The 16,384-nt window shown below is 43.5% G+C and carries 13 protein-coding genes; 4 read left to right on the top strand and 9 right to left on the bottom strand.

What is annotated here, in order from left to right:
* Window positions 1–38 precede the first annotated feature (38 nt).
* The gene (locus B0I21_RS06235; RefSeq protein WP_133639619.1) at window positions 39–2,159 is read right to left on the bottom strand and encodes a carboxy terminal-processing peptidase; all 2,121 of its coding nucleotides are present in this window, start codon (window positions 2,157–2,159) and stop codon (window positions 39–41) included.
* A gap of 394 nt (window positions 2,160–2,553) precedes the next feature.
* Between B0I21_RS06235 and B0I21_RS06240 the strand changes: the two genes are divergently transcribed.
* Complete coding sequence (locus tag B0I21_RS06240; RefSeq protein ID WP_133639620.1) at window positions 2,554–3,666, top strand: tetratricopeptide repeat protein; 1,113 nt, start codon at window positions 2,554–2,556, stop codon at window positions 3,664–3,666.
* Here B0I21_RS06240 and B0I21_RS06245 read toward each other — a convergent pair.
* Window positions 3,656–4,303: a 4'-phosphopantetheinyl transferase family protein gene (locus B0I21_RS06245; RefSeq protein ID WP_133639621.1), complete on the bottom strand. Its 648-nt coding sequence runs from the start codon at window positions 4,301–4,303 to the stop codon at window positions 3,656–3,658. The two genes, B0I21_RS06240 and B0I21_RS06245, sit on opposite strands and share 11 nt — an antisense overlap.
* Window positions 4,304–4,475: 172 nt before the next feature.
* On the opposite strand from B0I21_RS06245, the gene dcd reads away from it, so the two are divergent.
* A complete protein-coding gene (gene dcd / locus B0I21_RS06250; RefSeq protein WP_133639622.1) occupies window positions 4,476–5,012 on the top strand; it encodes a dCTP deaminase in 537 nt (178 codons plus the stop codon).
* A 51-nt stretch (window positions 5,013–5,063) separates the two neighbouring features.
* Here dcd and prfB read toward each other — a convergent pair.
* Window positions 5,064–6,147, bottom strand: a protein-coding gene (prfB, locus tag B0I21_RS06255) for a peptide chain release factor 2 (protein WP_133639623.1) whose coding sequence is annotated in 2 segments (ribosomal slippage) — window positions 5,064–6,086 and window positions 6,088–6,147 — 1,083 coding nt in all. Because the reading frame shifts where the segments join, the coding sequence is not laid out codon by codon here.
* Between the two features lie 130 nt (window positions 6,148–6,277).
* On the opposite strand from prfB, the gene pgi reads away from it, so the two are divergent.
* Window positions 6,278–7,924, top strand: coding sequence for a glucose-6-phosphate isomerase (pgi, locus tag B0I21_RS06260; protein WP_133639624.1), 1,647 nt, complete (start codon window positions 6,278–6,280; stop codon window positions 7,922–7,924).
* A 78-nt stretch (window positions 7,925–8,002) separates the two neighbouring features.
* Here the strand turns inward: pgi and B0I21_RS06265 are convergent, their stop codons facing one another.
* From B0I21_RS06265 to B0I21_RS20030, 3 genes are all read right to left on the bottom strand, one after another.
* Window positions 8,003–8,485 (bottom strand): hypothetical protein, encoded by a 483-nt coding sequence (locus B0I21_RS06265; RefSeq protein ID WP_133639625.1) that lies wholly within the window; start codon window positions 8,483–8,485, stop codon window positions 8,003–8,005.
* Window positions 8,486–8,495: 10 nt separating this feature from the next.
* A complete protein-coding gene (locus B0I21_RS06270; RefSeq protein ID WP_133639626.1) occupies window positions 8,496–9,359 on the bottom strand; it encodes a M48 family metallopeptidase in 864 nt (287 codons plus the stop codon).
* Between the two features lie 136 nt (window positions 9,360–9,495).
* Window positions 9,496–9,645 carry a hypothetical protein gene (locus B0I21_RS20030; RefSeq protein ID WP_166637785.1) on the bottom strand — a complete coding sequence of 50 codons (150 nt, stop codon included), beginning with the start codon at window positions 9,643–9,645 and terminating at the stop codon, window positions 9,496–9,498.
* A 730-nt stretch (window positions 9,646–10,375) separates the two neighbouring features.
* On the opposite strand from B0I21_RS20030, the gene B0I21_RS06275 reads away from it, so the two are divergent.
* Window positions 10,376–11,956: a M20/M25/M40 family metallo-hydrolase gene (locus tag B0I21_RS06275; RefSeq protein ID WP_133639627.1), complete on the top strand. Its 1,581-nt coding sequence runs from the start codon at window positions 10,376–10,378 to the stop codon at window positions 11,954–11,956.
* A 6-nt stretch (window positions 11,957–11,962) separates the two neighbouring features.
* On the opposite strand, the gene B0I21_RS06280 is transcribed toward B0I21_RS06275, so the two are convergent.
* From B0I21_RS06280 to B0I21_RS06290, 3 genes are read right to left on the bottom strand one after another with little or no spacing between them, the layout of a single operon-like run.
* A complete protein-coding gene (locus tag B0I21_RS06280; protein WP_133639628.1) occupies window positions 11,963–13,006 on the bottom strand; it encodes an AI-2E family transporter in 1,044 nt (347 codons plus the stop codon).
* Window positions 13,007–13,042: 36 nt separating this feature from the next.
* Window positions 13,043–13,819, bottom strand: coding sequence for an enoyl-CoA hydratase/isomerase family protein (locus B0I21_RS06285; protein WP_133639629.1), 777 nt, complete (start codon window positions 13,817–13,819; stop codon window positions 13,043–13,045).
* A gap of 4 nt (window positions 13,820–13,823) precedes the next feature.
* Window positions 13,824–16,352 (bottom strand): DUF5686 family protein, encoded by a 2,529-nt coding sequence (locus B0I21_RS06290; RefSeq protein ID WP_133639630.1) that lies wholly within the window; start codon window positions 16,350–16,352, stop codon window positions 13,824–13,826.
* Window positions 16,353–16,384 lie beyond the last annotated feature (32 nt).

The following is a 16,384-nucleotide window of genomic DNA, read 5'->3' on the forward strand; positions in this document are numbered from 1 at the left end:
GCTCCCTTCGGTAAAACCAACATTGCGTTGGATAATGATTATTTCTTGACCAAATTTATCATATCGGCCATCACATTTAAGCTTTCATCCAATACGAAATCGAAATCGGTTTTGGGCTGTGCTTCGCCTTCTTTCCAGAGTGGAAGGCCACGCAATTCCAATCCCTTATTGATACGTGCGCGGTTTTTTGCCTTGGCTTTATCGCGTTCCTTTTGTAACTCCACTTGATTTAAACTGATCTCTTGGAGCGAATCAAGCTTTTTAAATTCATCGATATCTTCCAAAAGATATTGGTATTCAGGTGATTTTTTCATTCGCGCTTGATGGATGCTGTTCAGCTTTTGATTGACACTGGCCAAATCAGCTACACGTTTAAACGACGAAGGCTTTATTTGATCCCACGGAAGGGCGGATGGCTCCGAACTCTCACCAAACTTCTCAGCGGTATACTGCGTCGGGAATACTACATCCGGCGTTACGCCCCTATGCTGTGTACTGCTACCCGTCACACGATAGAATTTACCCATCGTGATGTTGATCTGCCCAAATTCTGGCGCGCCATTCGGGGTATCAGGATCTTTGTCTTCGCCTTTCGCCTTTAACAGGAGTTTGTTGGTTGCGCTGATAAACCTGGACATTTCAATGGCCGATTGTACGGTTCCCTTTCCGTATGATTGCGAGCCTAATACCACCCCTCTTCCGTAATCTTGAATTGCACCAGCAAAAATTTCAGATGCTGAAGCGGAAAAACGGTTAATAAGTACGCCGAATGGTCCGTCCCATGATACACCAGCTTGTTCGTCGCTATCGACCTCAACGCGATCACGCACATCGCGTACTTGAACAACCGGTCCTTTATCAATAAATAATCCGGTCAACTCTATGGCTTCCTGCAACGATCCGCCACCATTGTTGCGCAAATCCAACACGACCGCATCAACCTTCTCTTGGCGCAGCGTATCCAAGATTAAACGTACATCACGCGTGGTGCTCTTATAGTTAGGATCGCGCTTGCGGTAAGCGTCGAAGTCGATATAAAACTTCGGCAATTTGATAAGCCCAACTTTATAGGTTTTACCATCTTCACCTTTGATCTGTTTGATCTCCTTCTGCGCGGACTCCTCGGCGATAACGATCTTTTCACGCTTTAATGCCACTATTTTGGGCTGCGCCGTTAACTCTTGTCCGGCAGGAATGATTTTAAGACGCACGGTTGTGCCTTTCGGGCCCTTTATTTTGGCTACCGCAGCGTCCAGCCGCCAGCCAATGATATCATCAAACTCCCCATCCCCTTGTGCGACACCAATAATACGGTCATCCACATTTAGACTTTTGTCTTTAAAAGCCGGACCGCCGGCAATGACTTCTTTGATCGTGACCATTTCATTTTCCATTTGCAGGCGGGCACCGATTCCTTCGAACGTATTGGACATCCCTTCGTTAAATGCCTGCGCAAAAGATGGATTGTAATATGTGGTATGCGGATCAACAGCATCGGTCAATGAGGTCATCACCAATTGAAATGCATCATTAGAATTTGTCTTCTTCGCCTGCGAGATAATATTTTGGTAACGCTTGCGCAACGTTTCTTTGTGTTTTTCCACATCAACGGAATCTTTTTCCGTACTTGTCAACCGCAAGTTTAACAAATCATATTTCACCCGTTTACGCCATTGATCTTTCAATTCTGCATCATTCTTGAAATAGGGAAGTTTCTCCCTATAGGCTACATAATTCTCGTTCACGTTGAAATCATGCTTGGCATCAATTTGCGTGAGTGCGTATTCCATCGCTTCCAAATAGCGCTTAGAATAAACATTAAAGATATAGAACGGAGCAGATAGATCTCCCTTTCTAAAGTCCTGGCTGATGGTATTTTCAAATTTCTTGAAATCGTCTATATCAGACTGCAGCAGGTAGTTGCGACCTTGATCCATAGACTTTAACAGATTGGCAAAAACAATACGTGACAGCGAGTCTGTCATCGGCACCTTCTTGTAGCTGTAATTTTCCAGAAGATTAGCGACCTCCGAAGCAATCACCTGATGCTGGGCAGAAGGCTTTAATTCCAACATCCCTTCTTCCAAATTCACACGGGGCTTTGATCCACAGGCTACGACCGAAATCAAAGCCAGACCAAATACTATATTCTTAAACATATAAGAGATTTTATTTAAACACATGTACTGCAATATTTTCAGTATACAAGCACCATATCCGGTTTTTGCTTGCGCTAAAAATACTGAAAACGAACTATAAAATAACGGCTGACTTTTAAAATAATTTCATCAAGATACCGATTTCAAGTTATATTACGTTCAGATAACCAAATATCCAGCCAAAATTTATGTAAATATTCAATTACAACAACTTGAAGGCACTTTTAAGCATCTTTCATGCAGATGTTAAAGTAAGTTAAATCACCGCTACAGTTGTATGCAGTATGTTCATTTAGCGTAGCACTGGCGATAATTGTTGTTTAATGACCCTATGCATCCACAGCGTCAATAAGAAACTTTTTATACATTTGATAAAACAGCAAACGATTAAACTATGCAATCATTCGTGAAATACGTTATCTATATATCCTCGATCACGCAGTGCCTAGCGGCAGCAATACCTGCCGTGGCTCAGAAAAAAAACGAGCCGCTAGACCCCGCAGGCTATATCACGAAATATGACACAACATTTCATGGAATTGGTCCCGCCGTGTATGTCTTACCTGCACCGCGCACGCGGCAAGAGCTTCTGACAGACTCTTACGCGGCCAAAGTCGATTTCCAAGACAGCATTGACCGTGCGCTGGACTTTCAGCGCCTTTTGGAAGATTTTAAGCCGACAGGCAATTTGTCTAACATACAATATTTATTAAGTCCGCAACCTGCTTCTGCCTTAGCTTGGAATTCCCTGATCGAAAAAGAGCTCAAGCGCGGTAACTACAATACGGCTTATGGGATCATACATGCGTACGCCGCCGCGTCACTCCGCGATGGATCGGTTTCACAAACACTTGGCTTGTTGCAAACTGCACTTCAACACGCTCAAAAGACCACTAATGCGGTTGACGTGGGTATTATACAATACAACTTGGGCAATCTGTATCTATTTGATAAAAACATACAGCAGGCCGGATATTTTCAGGAAGCGTTTTATAACAGTGCCATGAAACAGCATAGCATTGTGGAGCAGGCGAATTCATTGGTCAAAATTGCATTGATACAAGCACATGACAAGGACTATCGTTCCGCGGAAAACAATATCATTCGAAAAGCGATTCCTCTCCTCAATCGTGCCAAAGCGTACGACAGAAAGATTATCGCTTGGGAAAGCTTGGCAAAAATCTATCAAATGCAAAATAAGCATACAGAGGCGCAATGGTTTCTGATCCAGGCAAGAGACCTCGCTAAAAGTAAAAATTACATGAGTGAACTGGCGGAGATTGAATACATGTTAGCCTTTTCTAAATTCATCCAACAGAACTATCGAGTAGCGCAAAAAGAATTTATTCAAGCCAATGCCCTTGCCGAAACAGAGGATAATAAACTTTTGCAGCTGGCTATAGCCGATAAGCTAGGCCAAATTTATATGCAGCAGCTTGACCTAAACCAAGCAGAGGATGCACTTGAACGATACAAAAGCCTTCGTCAAGAATTATTTAAGAACTAATATCATCAACGACATAGCCCAGCATATAGTCCTGAAATTTTTCGTAGTATACCTGAAAGGCAAAAGATTTCGACTCTTTCCGCAACAACAGTGTCATCACGCCCTGCGGCCGGTATTGAAAGGGTAATATCGTCATATCGTCCAAAAACGATACTCCTTTATTCCCTTGCAATTTATACACCGCTTCTTTTGCACACCAACAGGCATACAATTGCTCTACATTATGCTCTTGTATAAATGCCAGTTCGTTGGGCTTCAGAAATTTTTCCTTAATACGCAGCACCTTATCTTTTATAATTTCTAAATCTATCCCGCACTTACCGTTGCCACTCATCAATACCCCGGCATACTCGTAGGAGTGCGTTAGGGAAATCTCAAAGGGATAATCCGGCAGGAAAGGCTTTCCGTTTTCGTCAGATGGACACGCGATGTAACCCTCCGTTTTCAGCAAATAACGCAACAAAACACGCGTCGTTAACCAATGTAAAGTACGCTTGCCTTTCGATAAACTCTCGAGTTTCGCTTTCTCCCTTTCGTCAAGTTGTAAGCGGCCCAACAGCTCCTCTACGGTTTCCTCAATTTTCCAAATCGCAAACTTGGTATCACTATTTAGCTCCCGGAGATATACTAGCCCCATATCATAAAGTAAATTAGAAATTTAACGCCCAATATATGTTTAAAAATTGAAGATTGGTAACAATGAATGGCGTGCTACAAAATTAAAAGTTAAAGTTGCTGAAATTGAAGCAATAGTGTATTTTTGAAGTCCCCTTTCAGAACCTGAAAGCAGGGGTCTTGACGTATGACACATGATATTATCAGATAAAAGAATTTTAGAAGAAATCGATAACGGGATGATTGTTATCGAGCCGTTCGATAGAAAATGCTTAGGAACAAATTCTTACGATGTCCATCTGGGAAAATATTTGGCAACGTACAAAAGCGAAGTACTCGATGCGAAAAAGCATAATGAAATCCATCACTTTGAAATTCCTGAAGAGGGCTATATATTACAACCTGGCACCTTGTACCTGGGTGTGACGGTGGAGTATACAGAAACACATGCCCACGTTCCCTTTCTCGAAGGCAAATCCAGCACCGGCCGTTTAGGTATTGACATCCACGCGACAGCCGGCAAGGGCGATGTAGGTTTTTGTAATACGTGGACATTGGAGATCTCAGCGGCACAGCCCGTGCGCGTATACGCAGGAATGCCCATAGGTCAGCTTATTTACTTCGTTGTGGAAGGTGATATTGAAACGCCATACAACAGTAAGGGCAACGCGAAATATAATAACAAGACCATTCGACCCGTCGAAAGTATGATGTGGAAGAATTCCTTTTAATAAAAAGAGACGCGGTTTGCACGAGCACACCGCGTCTCTTTCGATAAGCCTCTAGCCTCCAAATTCCATTAAGTACGATTTCAAAAACTCATCCAGATCCCCATCTAATACCGCCTGCGTATTAGACGTTTCCGTACCTGTTCTTAAATCTTTGATCAGCTTATAGGGATGTAATACATAGTTTCGAATTTGCGAACCCCATTCTATCTTTTTCTTGGAACCTTCTATTGCCGCTGTAGCTTCCTGCCGTTTCCGCATCTCTATTTCATAAAGCTGCGATTTTAGCAACCGGAGTGCATTTTCCTTGTTTTGCAACTGCGAACGGGACTCCTGGTTTTTGATAATGATACCTGTAGGTTTATGGTGCAAACGAACCGCCGTTTCCACTTTGTTCACGTTTTGTCCACCTGCACCGCCCGAGCGGAAGGTATCCCATTCTATTTCGGAATCCTTCACATCGATTTCGATGTTATCATCCACTAATGGATAAACGTAAACCGAAGCAAATGATGTGTGTCGCTTTGCATTTGAATCAAACGGTGATATGCGCACTAGCCGGTGCACACCGTTCTCCCCTTTTAAGTAGCCATAGGAGAAGTTTCCTGAAAACTGCAGCGTAACCGTCTTGACCCCCGTAACGTCACCTTCCTGATGATCTTGCTCGGTAACTTTACAGCCATGCTTTTCGCCCCACATAATATACATCCGCATCAACATGGCCGCCCAGTCACAAGACTCGGTACCGCCGGCACCAGCCGTTATCTGCAGAATGGCATCAAGTTGATCTTCTTCGGCACTGAGCATGTTCTTAAATTCCAGCTCTTCAACTTGATGTAAAGCCTCTTGATACTGCAACTCTACATCGTTTTCCGTAGCATCGCCGGACTGCAGAAACTCATACATCACCCCGGCATCCTCCACGGCAGCGCTGACGGCATCGAAATGTTCGGTCCAAACCTTCAGGTTCTTTATTTCGTGCAACACCTTTTCCGCCGCTTTAGGAGCATCCCAAAAATCAGCTTGTAACGTAATCTCTGTATTCGCAGCTATCTCTTCTTTCTTGGCATCAATGTCAAAGATGCCTCCTTAGGGATGTTACTCTATCCCTCAAGTCCTGAATCTGTTCTTTGGTCATAGCCAAAAATAGAAAGTAAAAACGGAAAAACGTAATCGGGCACAGGTTATCTTTAAATACCTGCTATTCCCATAAAATTTTAGAATTGACTGTTGCAATACTTATCTTTGGTACAAACAACATCATGATCATGTTTCCAAACGTAGACTTTACAACAACACAAGCTTACAAATACCTAGCCGATCACTATATATCGGTCAATGAGAAATCCCTAAAACAACTTTTTGAAGAAGATCCCGAACGGTTTCAAAAGTTCTCGGTGCAACTGGAGGATATTTTACTTGATTTTTCCAAGAATAGAATCACCGACGAAACGTTCGCGCTGCTTATCCAGCTCGCGAAGGAATGCCAATTGGATAAAGCTATAGATGCGATGTTCAACGGCGAAAAAATAAACCAAACCGAAGGCCGACAGGTATTGCACACGGCGCTAAGAAACCAATCTGGGGAAGCGCTGATCGTGGATGGCGAAGATGTTATGCCTAAAATCAATGCTGTTTTGGCTCATATGAAGGACTTTACCGACCGAATTTTATCCGGCAGTTGGAAAGGCTTTACGAACAAAGAGATTACAGACGTCGTGAACATCGGTATCGGCGGCTCTGATCTGGGGCCAGTCATGGTAACGGAAGCCCTAAAATCGTATAAAACGCGGTTGAACCTACACTTTGTCTCCAATGTGGATGGTACACATATCGCCGAAACATTGAAGGGTTTAAACCCAGAAACAACCTTGTTTTTAATCGCTTCAAAGACATTTACCACGCAAGAAACCATGGCCAATGCGCAGTCGGCAAAGAAATGGTTCTTAGCAGCTGGCGCCATTGAGGCTGACGTCGCAAAGCATTTTGCCGCGTTAAGTACGAATGAGAAAGGTGTTTCCGAGTTTGGTATTGATACAGCAAATATGTTTGAGTTTTGGGACTGGGTAGGCGGCCGTTATTCTTTGTGGTCGGCGATAGGACTCTCCATTTCCCTCGGCATTGGGTTTGATAACTTCGAACAATTGCTGAAAGGAGCCTACAGCGCCGACCAGCATTTCAAAACGACGGAGTTCGAGCGAAATATCCCAGTTATATTAGCTTTACTAGGCATCTGGTACAATAACTTCTTTGATGCCGAGAGCCACGCTATCCTACCCTACGACCAATACCTGCACCGCTTTGCGGCCTATTTCCAACAAGGCGACATGGAAAGTAACGGAAAATACATCGATAGAAACGGAAATCGCGTCGATTATCAAACCGGACCAATCATTTGGGGTGAGCCAGGAACCAATGGGCAGCATGCTTTTTACCAATTGATTCATCAGGGTACAAAGCTTATCCCTTGCGATTTTATCGCGCCTGCCGTTTCGCTTAATCCCTTAGGAAAACATCATCAGCTCCTGCTTTCCAACTTCTTCGCGCAAACAGAGGCCTTGATGAATGGAAAAAATGAGGAAGAAGTGGTCGCCGAACTGAAAAAAGCTGGTAAATCAGAAGACGAAATCGAGGCGTTAAAGAACTTTAAGGTTTTTGAAGGAAATAGACCCACAAACTCCTTCCTACTTAAAAAGGTAACCCCTTACAGCTTGGGTACGTTGATCGCGCTTTATGAACATAAAATCTTTGTACAAGGTGTTATCTGGAACGTGTACAGTTTTGATCAGTGGGGCGTGGAATTGGGCAAGCAGCTTGCCAACAATATCCTTCCAGAACTTGCTGATGAAAATGAAGTAAGTTCACATGATGCGTCGACCAATGGGTTAATCAATCAATATAAGGCCTGGCGCTAAGACGTATTGCATACTGTCCAAGAATAACTTCACGTTGAAAAAGAGGGCTATCTGCTTTTTAGATAGATAGCCCTCTTTTTATTTCCAGGAGTACCCTATTCCTACACCGATCCAGAAGGGCATCGCACCGTCGACCGTATTAAATAGCGGCGTGTAGGTCGCCTGAAAACCAAAGCCATTCGTTGTAGGCGTATACCTGTACCCTATGTCAGCCGAAAAAATAACCGATTTGAAATCGCCTGATTTTTTCTCTTTGGGCTCGCCGTTGATGGCGAAAACACTATTTGCCCCAACGATAAGACCGCTTTTCCCTTTTCCAAACACGTAGTTTATTCCTACCGGAGCCGTGTATATTTTATCCATATCGAACGCGCCGAAACTACTCCCAAAACCTACACGAAAGCCCAAGCCATCCGGGTTCTCTTTATTAACTCGCATGTCGAAATTTAGGGAAGTAAAAACACTTGTGCCGCCTAACTCAACATAGCCAAATTTTCGGTGTTGTGCAAATAAACTAAAAGACACAACGGATAGTAAAAATAGTAATGGTATTCTTTTCATTTATACAAATTTAAGTCCTTGAATGTTTTTTAATAAATTGAATTCTTTCATCTAGGGTTGGGTAGCTTAATGATTTTTTGTTTAACAATCCTTGAGTAGCTGTATTCATCCGCTTTAAGGCGTCTATTACATAAGGTTTGCCAGTCGAGTGAAGGGAGAACAGGTCTGCCACATGCTCTTGTTTCTTCGAAATCAGACCGACTAGGGTCACGTTTAATCCGCCGTACAATCCCCCCATAATGGCGGTTAGCAAATATTCATCTATTATATCAGATTGATTAGCGGAATACATGCAAAAAGCAAACACGATCGTTAATCCAACTTGTAGCATATACCTTTTAAGCAAATCATGATGTTGAAAATGAGCAACCTCATGCATAATTATTCCATATCGCTCCTCTTTATTTAATAATTCGTATAGCTTTTTAGAAAAAAGGATCTGCCTTGTATTAGAAAACACCCCGGTAGAATAAGCGTTAAATTCTTTGTCATCGTATTCATATACGCTGATGTTACGGTTAACCAAATTTGCTTCCGAAAAGAGCTCCGTTATTTCCTTCTTTTTGTTGAGATAGGTGTCAATTGTATAATAAAAAAAATAGGAATAAAAGTGAACAATAACTGACACCACACTCAAATAGAGGATATATTGGAATTCGGAAGAGAGGGCAAAAACAGACGAAACTAGCGTACAACAGGAAATCAAGACACATAACGCAAGTAAATTAAAGAAGAATTCTATGACAAGATTGATTAGTGCAGTCTTTCGAAAAAAAGTGGCAACCCGTTCATGTGGGTTGAGCACTAAAAACATGAGCCGGGTAAAAACGGAAACAATAAGAATAACAAGATTTATTTCAATAATAAATTGCATACTATGAGCTGTTGAACATTACAAAAAGCAAGAACCAAACAATCCTTGCTTTTCCTAGCGGCTTAATGGCTTATAGTGCTCCAGCCGTGCGTCCAAGAACGGAAAGTTTTGCCCGAGTCTTTATTCAGAAATATTATCAAATCAACAATGCAATAGCAATGGCTAAGAGCGCGACTAGCGCGTAGTCGGCTGCTCCAACATGATTGATTTTTATTCCCTGATTATATTTATACGCCGTTCGTATTAAAACAACAACGATCACACATACGATTAATCCTGTAGACATATATAATTCTGTATTAAATGGTTTCAAAAATGAATTTTTAAAAAGCGTTAAGGGCATTGACAATGAGTATCGTTGCCTTTATTTGCTTTTTTGTCAAATTCATGGAAGACAATTCTTATCTTGCTTATTCATAATTCAGTATTTGCGTTTGGCTATTCACACTTCTGCAATCGGGTTTCTGAGATAAAAATCGTTTGTTTTCTATCTGCTTCGCTCGTGCGGTAAATCAGTTTACGAAATGTCTTTATTACCAAGCATTTCATTCAACATACCGCACACACAAACCAAGCAAGGGTTAAACGACTAAACTCCAATGAACTAAATATAGCGAAAAATAGCAATTAAGTCAATTTATTATCTTATAAGAATTATTTCAACTAAAATAATTCAACATACTTTCTACTTAATGTTCCGCTAATAAAAATCAACGAAGAAGACAAAAGACATTTTGGTTAACCTAATTAGTCAAAACACGGATGCGAATGATCTTGTTAAATAGCGAACCAAAAATTTAATTATAACATTGCCATAAACTTGGCTATTTCAGCTTACGTAATCTTAACGCGCTAAGATCTTAGGATCGAACATTTGCGGCCATTTGCGGAAGAATTTGCAGCTTTCGCATGCGCATCGCGCGCTAGCTTATTAAAGGATCGTAAAAATCTAGTCACAGACTGCCATTTTCCGTAAAAATTAGCGAGATTTAAAGCGACAACTAATCAACGCATACATGATCACACATCAAAAACTACGAATAGCGCTCTGCGCTATGGCTCTCTTTGCTTACGGCAGCTCCTTCGGACAGTACGGGCGGCAAGAAGCGCAGCAATTGGACCCTATCGTACAAAAAATTGTTCAAGAAGCTAATGAAAACTCGCAATTAGAAAACCTGGCTTTCCAATTACTGGACGTCGTCGGACCACGACTCGTGGGTACCCCCCAAATGAATAAAGCCAATGATTGGGCAGTAAAAACCTTCCAAAGCTGGGGGATTGATGCGGAGAAACAACAATTCGGCGAATGGCGCGGCTGGGAGCGCGGTATCTCTCATATTGATATGACATCGCCGCGGTTAAAAACACTTGCCGGAACGCAGCTAGCTTGGAGCCCGAGTACGAAAGGAAAAGCCATCGAGGGTGAAGTAATTGTTTTGCCTACATTTAAAGACTCTGCTGATTTCGTCGCTTGGCTTCCGAAGGTGAAAGGGAAATATGTCATGACATCGATGTACCAACCAACAGGTCGACCAGATCACGACTGGGAAAAATACGCCCGCCCAGAATCTTTTGAACACATGAAACAAGAGCGCGATTCGTTGGTTCGCGTGTTCAATGCCAATATCGCCAAAACAGGATATTCTGCTAATTCCATCCCGGCGAAGCTGGAGGAAGCCGGTGCCTTAGGTGTCCTTTCCAGCTTTTGGTCGCGAGAATTTGGGGCAAATAAGATTTTTGGCGCACGCACCAAAAAAGTGCCTTCTGTCGATATCTCCCTAGAAGATTACGGTTTACTCTATCGCTTAGCGCAGAACGGAATTATTCCCAAAGTGAAGATAGAGACCAGCTCGAAAGATCTTGGCACCGTTCCATCTTTCAACACGGTGGCGCAGATAAAAGGAACCGAGCTACCCAATGAATACGTTATCCTATCTGCCCACTTAGACTCTTGGGAAGGAGGTTCTGGCGCAACAGACAACGGCACAGGTACACTCGCCATGATGGAGGTTGCGCGCGTGCTTAAAGCGGTATTCCCGAACCCAAAACGTACCATTTTAATCGGACTTTGGGGTAGTGAAGAACAGGGGCTAAACGGCTCCAGAGCCTTCGTGTTGGATAATCCGGAAATTGTCGAAAAAACACAGGCCGTCTTTAACTTAGATAACGGTACCGGACGCGTAGAAAATATCAATGGTTCTGGTTTTGTACATGCTTACGACTTTATTGGTCGCTGGATGCAGGCTGTTCCTAACCACATCACCAAAGATATTAAGACCACGTTTCCTGGCAATCCTGGCGGCGGCGGCTCTGACCACGCCTCATTTGTGGCTGCTGGAATTCCAGCATTTATGCTCAGCTCATTATCTTGGGGATATTTCAACAATACTTGGCACACAAATTTAGATACCTACGATAAGTTGGTGTTTGATGATCTGCGCTATAATGTCATCTTGACTGCTGTAATGGCCTATATGGCTGCACAGGAGGGTGAGCTCGTGAACCGGGAACAACGGGTGATGCCTACCGGCGGCACTCGCGGAGAAAGCAGCTGGCCTGCGATTCGGCAGCCTAGGCGCTCTGGCGTTGGCTACTAAACAATATTACTGCCTATCTTCTAACTGCGCCTTTCTTAACGAGAGGCGCTTGTTGGTTTTATAGACCTTGACCGCAATCAAAAAATAGGCTAATAACAAGGGGCCATACACCAACCCCATGATCCCAAACAACGGTAGGCCGATAATGACACCCACAACGGTAATGAGGGGATGTATATCACCTACTTTCTTATTGATGATAAAGCGCAACACATTATCGATATTGATCACAAGGCCAAAGCCCCAGACGAGCAGGCCAACTGCTTGCCAGGTCTGCCCTTGCGAAAGAAGGATCAATGCGGCGGGCACAAAAATCAGCGGCGGCCCCAGCAAAGGAACAAACGATAATATAGCGCAGATCACGCCCCAGAAGAGCGCATCGCGCACACCAAAAATCCAAAAGCCCAAGGCTAGACATCCGCCCTGCACAATAGCGATAACCGTTTGCCCTACAATATTGGAGTATGTTATATTTTTCAGTTCCGTACCAAAGACAGACGCTTGCTGCTCATCAAAAGGCATATAGTGAATAACACCTCGCTCAAAACCCCGATAATTCACAAACAAGAAATACAAGATGAAATACATGACCGTGATTTCGATAAACACATTGGCCGCGCCGCCCAATACGGATGTTAATAAGGTGCCGAAGAATGCCGCACTCGCTTCAATTTGCTCTTTGACCAGATCAGGTTTGCCAAGCTTATCGCCAGCGAAATCATTGATCGCATCGATCATTTGGTTGATCCAAGCCGGATCTTGTTGCAGCTGCATGGCCTTCTTCACCAACATGCTTCCTATGCCAAAAAAAGGGAGAACAATGATGAAGATCGAGGCGAGGATAATGATCACCGCCGAGAGGGGCTTTGGCCAACGCCATTGCTCTATCAGAAAGATATTGAGCTTTCTAAACAGCGTATACATCACTAACGTACCTAGAAAGGCGCCGTATATCCCCCGTGTGGCGTAAAGCAAAATTAAACCCAACGCGATAACGATAAGGAGGATAATAATATTACGCTCTTTTTGGGAAAATACCGGATGATTCATATAGTTAATAGCTCTATCAACTATAGGAACAAACGCTTAAAAGTTTGGTTTTCGCTTTTCGAGAAATGCGGAGACGCCCTCTTCAAAATCAGCAGTAGAAAACGCTGCGCCAAAGGCATGGATCTCCGCTTGATATCCATCTTCGGGTTTTGCTAAACCGATATTAACAGCGCTAATAGCTGCCGCCGCAGCCGTCGACGATTTTGCATAGATCTTCTTTAAAAGCTGCTCGCAGGTGGAGAGCAACTCCTCTTGAGCAACAACATAGTTGACCAGCCCCCACTGCAGCGCATCCGCTGCAGAAATCATTTCTCCCGTCAGCATCATTTCCAAAGCTTTGCCCCTTCCCACGAGTTGCGGTAGTCGTTGCGTGCCGCCATATCCCGGGATCAACCCTAATGATACCTCCGGAAGTCCCATTTTCGCCGTATCGTTGGCAACACGAATATGGCAAGCTAAAGCCAGCTCGAGTCCACCACCTAGCGCAAATCCATTTATCGCTGCGATAACAGGCTTCGGAAAATTGTACAGCACATCCATGACTTCACGGTGGCCCCAAGCGGCTAGTTCACGAGCATCATCTTCGGAAAGATCACGAAATTCAGCAATATCGGCTCCGGCAACAAAAGCTTTATCACCAGCACCGGTTAAGATAATTCCCCTTACCTGTTTATCGTCCTTAAGCCGTTGCAAAATCGATGATAGCTCCACCAAAGTCGCTCGGTTCAACGCATTTAATTTCGCCGGTCTATTGATCGTCAGATAAGCGGTATGATTCGGAATATCTATTAAAAAATTAGTCGATTGTTCCATTCGTTTAAAAATTAAAGTGCACACTAACGCGGTAAGCATCGCGCTGCACATCCGGTAAATCTAAATAGTTAAGGCGCTTTATATACTCAACGCGTAAGATGCGAAAGATATTATCAATACCCACTTTTCCTTCCCAATATGGCGACCTGTCCATCACATGCGTCAATGTTTGTCCTTCTGCATTTTGATCAAATCGAATGACCTCGTCGCTTACATAAGGATTGTTATTATCCATCAAACTTCCATAAAACATCTTCACCCCCCAGATCTCCCGCAGGTTTAGCCGTTTGATCAATGGAATTTTATTAAAGATAAATCCTTCCAATTTATGCTCTAACGATAGTCTAACGTATTCATCCGCGACGAATTCTGTACTGCGCATCAACGTAAAATCAATCACGTGCCGATCTTCTTCCCGAAAGACATCTGGGATTTCCAACAAGGGATAAGGAAGCGTGCCCCAGATCTTTCCTCCGGCCAATGTGAAATCGGCAAACCCCAGCTGCTTTAAGAAAAATCGCTTAGACACGGATGCCCGTAGCGCATCAAAAGCATAATCGCCACCACGGAAGCCATCCAGTCCCCGATTGTACTGCAGGTTAAAAACCGGATACTTCTCAATGATCGTATTACGCGACAGGTTTCGGTAGTAAAACTTTTCATTCGGCGCCCAGCGCAAGATAAACTGTAATTCATTGGTGTTAATCTGGGGCATAGGTGTGGCTTGGTCAGCCGACGATATAAACCGCAAATCACCAATCGCGCGACGCTGATGATGAATAACAGAGCTGGATAAACTGACGTGATTCCCAAATTCGATCAAATGCGTGATTTGATAAGCATCAGTATCCATCCATTTTGTCGGACGATTTCTACGGATGGATTGGAAAAAACTATCGCCTTTTCTAAAACCAAGGTTTCTACCCGGATCAAATATATCATGCTGCACGGCAGCCTGTATATAGTGGGCTGGAAACTTAGCTACAGATTCACCATTCAGCGATAGCGTGGGGCGTACAAAATACTTCAATTCACCGTCCCGCATGCCATAGGCTAGGTAGCCCTCTATAAATAGCTTCTCCGAAAAGGCAGCTGTCGTTCTACCGCCAATGCGTATACGGTTCCCCTCAATATTATTGCGGGAGTAAAGGTATTCCAAAGGGCCGAACTCTACAGGGCCAACCGGATAATAGCCTAAGCCCAGTAAATAGCCTATCGCCAGCATCGTCTTAAACGTCCTGTTGTTATTGAGCGAATCGATATTGCTGTATACCCGACCTTCGACAGGTGAAAGCTGTATCGGCCGCTGTTGGGCAACCAAGGCATCATTTTCCTTCGCGGAGGGTAGAATCTCCGTTGGAGCGCCAGCAAAAACATCGTCGGCAAGCACTGGAGAAAAATCATAATCGTAATTCAGGGACGATTTACGGCCATAGACCGCATCTCTTCTGTCCGTTCCGAAAACGATACTAACATTGCTTCTTTCCAGAAACATAAATTGCTGCTCATTCGGGCGGTATACCAATTCGATTTCGACATCATTGACCCAATTGAGGTTCGATTCCTTATTTGTATGCAACTCGGCAAGCCGCACGGCAAAGCGGTCGTCCATCGTAATCTGCAACTTACCGCTCAGCAACAGATCCGTCTTATTCCGTGGTTCAAATGCTAACTCAATAAAACGCCCGTCTGCGGTCTGAACCGTATCCGTGATATAGTACTTATAAAATACAGGAGCGTTGTTTGCAATGGGGCTTAAAAACAACTTGTTGATCATAAAGATATTCTCATCATATATCTCTACATCTTGAAAAAGATATGATAGATAGGACTGAATATTATGATTATTGATGTAACGCGGATCGAAATCAGTCTGTTTGATAGATTTCACCCGTTTCTTAAAGGCTTTCGGATTATTTTTCGAATAAACATCGCTGAGCTGCTCTTGCATAAAAATAGTGAGCAACTTTTTCCCGGGTACCGTGATCGTGTCCACATTGTCAAAAACGAAGCCTATAGGCCCCAACCCCTTTTTATAGCCTTGAGGTGGGTTGACCATCCCGAATTGCAACTTGTCGTATTGCTTAAAGGCGAGAGGCGCTTGATTCTCTAAGCGATTGATCCGCTTGTTTTTTATCACCTGTTGAATGAGGTCCACCGCTGGATTGCGGTTTTTGTATTTTACTTTTCGCGATATTTCGACGGCATCTATGACCTGTTCGTTATTCTCCAGCGCAACGCTAAGCGTTCCTTGAGCAGCTTTGTAATCAATGATTTCATCTTTATATCCAATAGCTGAAACAAGAAGCTGAAACGGAGGCTTCCTATTTGTTATCAATTTAAACCGGCCGTTGGCATCGCAGGATGTACCCTCCGCTGAGCCAATAATCGCAATGCTTGCCAATGGTATTTTATGCGCGTTACGCTTATCAGCCACTACCCCTTCGATCGTGCGTTGCGCCTTCACCTGCCCAACACACAAGCATAATGAAAACAAACACAAGACAACCGCTAACAACCTGTATATCCGCATAATTAAAAGTGACCCCGTATAAAGATACAATT

The sequence above is a fragment of the Sphingobacterium paludis genome (genome assembly GCF_004364125.1).
GTDB lineage: Bacteria > Bacteroidota > Bacteroidia > Sphingobacteriales > Sphingobacteriaceae > Sphingobacterium > Sphingobacterium paludis.

Excerpts from the sequence above, each read along its gene's own strand:
- B0I21_RS06235 (WP_133639619.1), bottom strand. The coding sequence starts at position 2,159 with ATGTTTAAGAATATAGTATTTGGTCTGGCTTTGATTTCGGTCGTAGCC.
- B0I21_RS06240 (WP_133639620.1), top strand. The coding sequence starts at position 2,554 with ATGCAATCATTCGTGAAATACGTTATCTATATATCCTCGATCACGCAG.
- B0I21_RS06245 (WP_133639621.1), bottom strand. The coding sequence starts at position 4,303 with ATGGGGCTAGTATATCTCCGGGAGCTAAATAGTGATACCAAGTTTGCG.
- dcd (WP_133639622.1), top strand. The coding sequence starts at position 4,476 with ATGATATTATCAGATAAAAGAATTTTAGAAGAAATCGATAACGGGATG.
- pgi (WP_133639624.1), top strand. The coding sequence starts at position 6,278 with ATGTTTCCAAACGTAGACTTTACAACAACACAAGCTTACAAATACCTA.
- B0I21_RS06265 (WP_133639625.1), bottom strand. The coding sequence starts at position 8,485 with ATGAAAAGAATACCATTACTATTTTTACTATCCGTTGTGTCTTTTAGT.
- B0I21_RS06270 (WP_133639626.1), bottom strand. The coding sequence starts at position 9,359 with ATGCAATTTATTATTGAAATAAATCTTGTTATTCTTATTGTTTCCGTT.
- B0I21_RS20030 (WP_166637785.1), bottom strand. The coding sequence starts at position 9,645 with ATGTCTACAGGATTAATCGTATGTGTGATCGTTGTTGTTTTAATACGA.
- B0I21_RS06275 (WP_133639627.1), top strand. The coding sequence starts at position 10,376 with ATGATCACACATCAAAAACTACGAATAGCGCTCTGCGCTATGGCTCTC.
- B0I21_RS06280 (WP_133639628.1), bottom strand. The coding sequence starts at position 13,006 with ATGAATCATCCGGTATTTTCCCAAAAAGAGCGTAATATTATTATCCTC.
- B0I21_RS06285 (WP_133639629.1), bottom strand. The coding sequence starts at position 13,819 with ATGGAACAATCGACTAATTTTTTAATAGATATTCCGAATCATACCGCT.
- B0I21_RS06290 (WP_133639630.1), bottom strand. The coding sequence starts at position 16,352 with ATGCGGATATACAGGTTGTTAGCGGTTGTCTTGTGTTTGTTTTCATTA.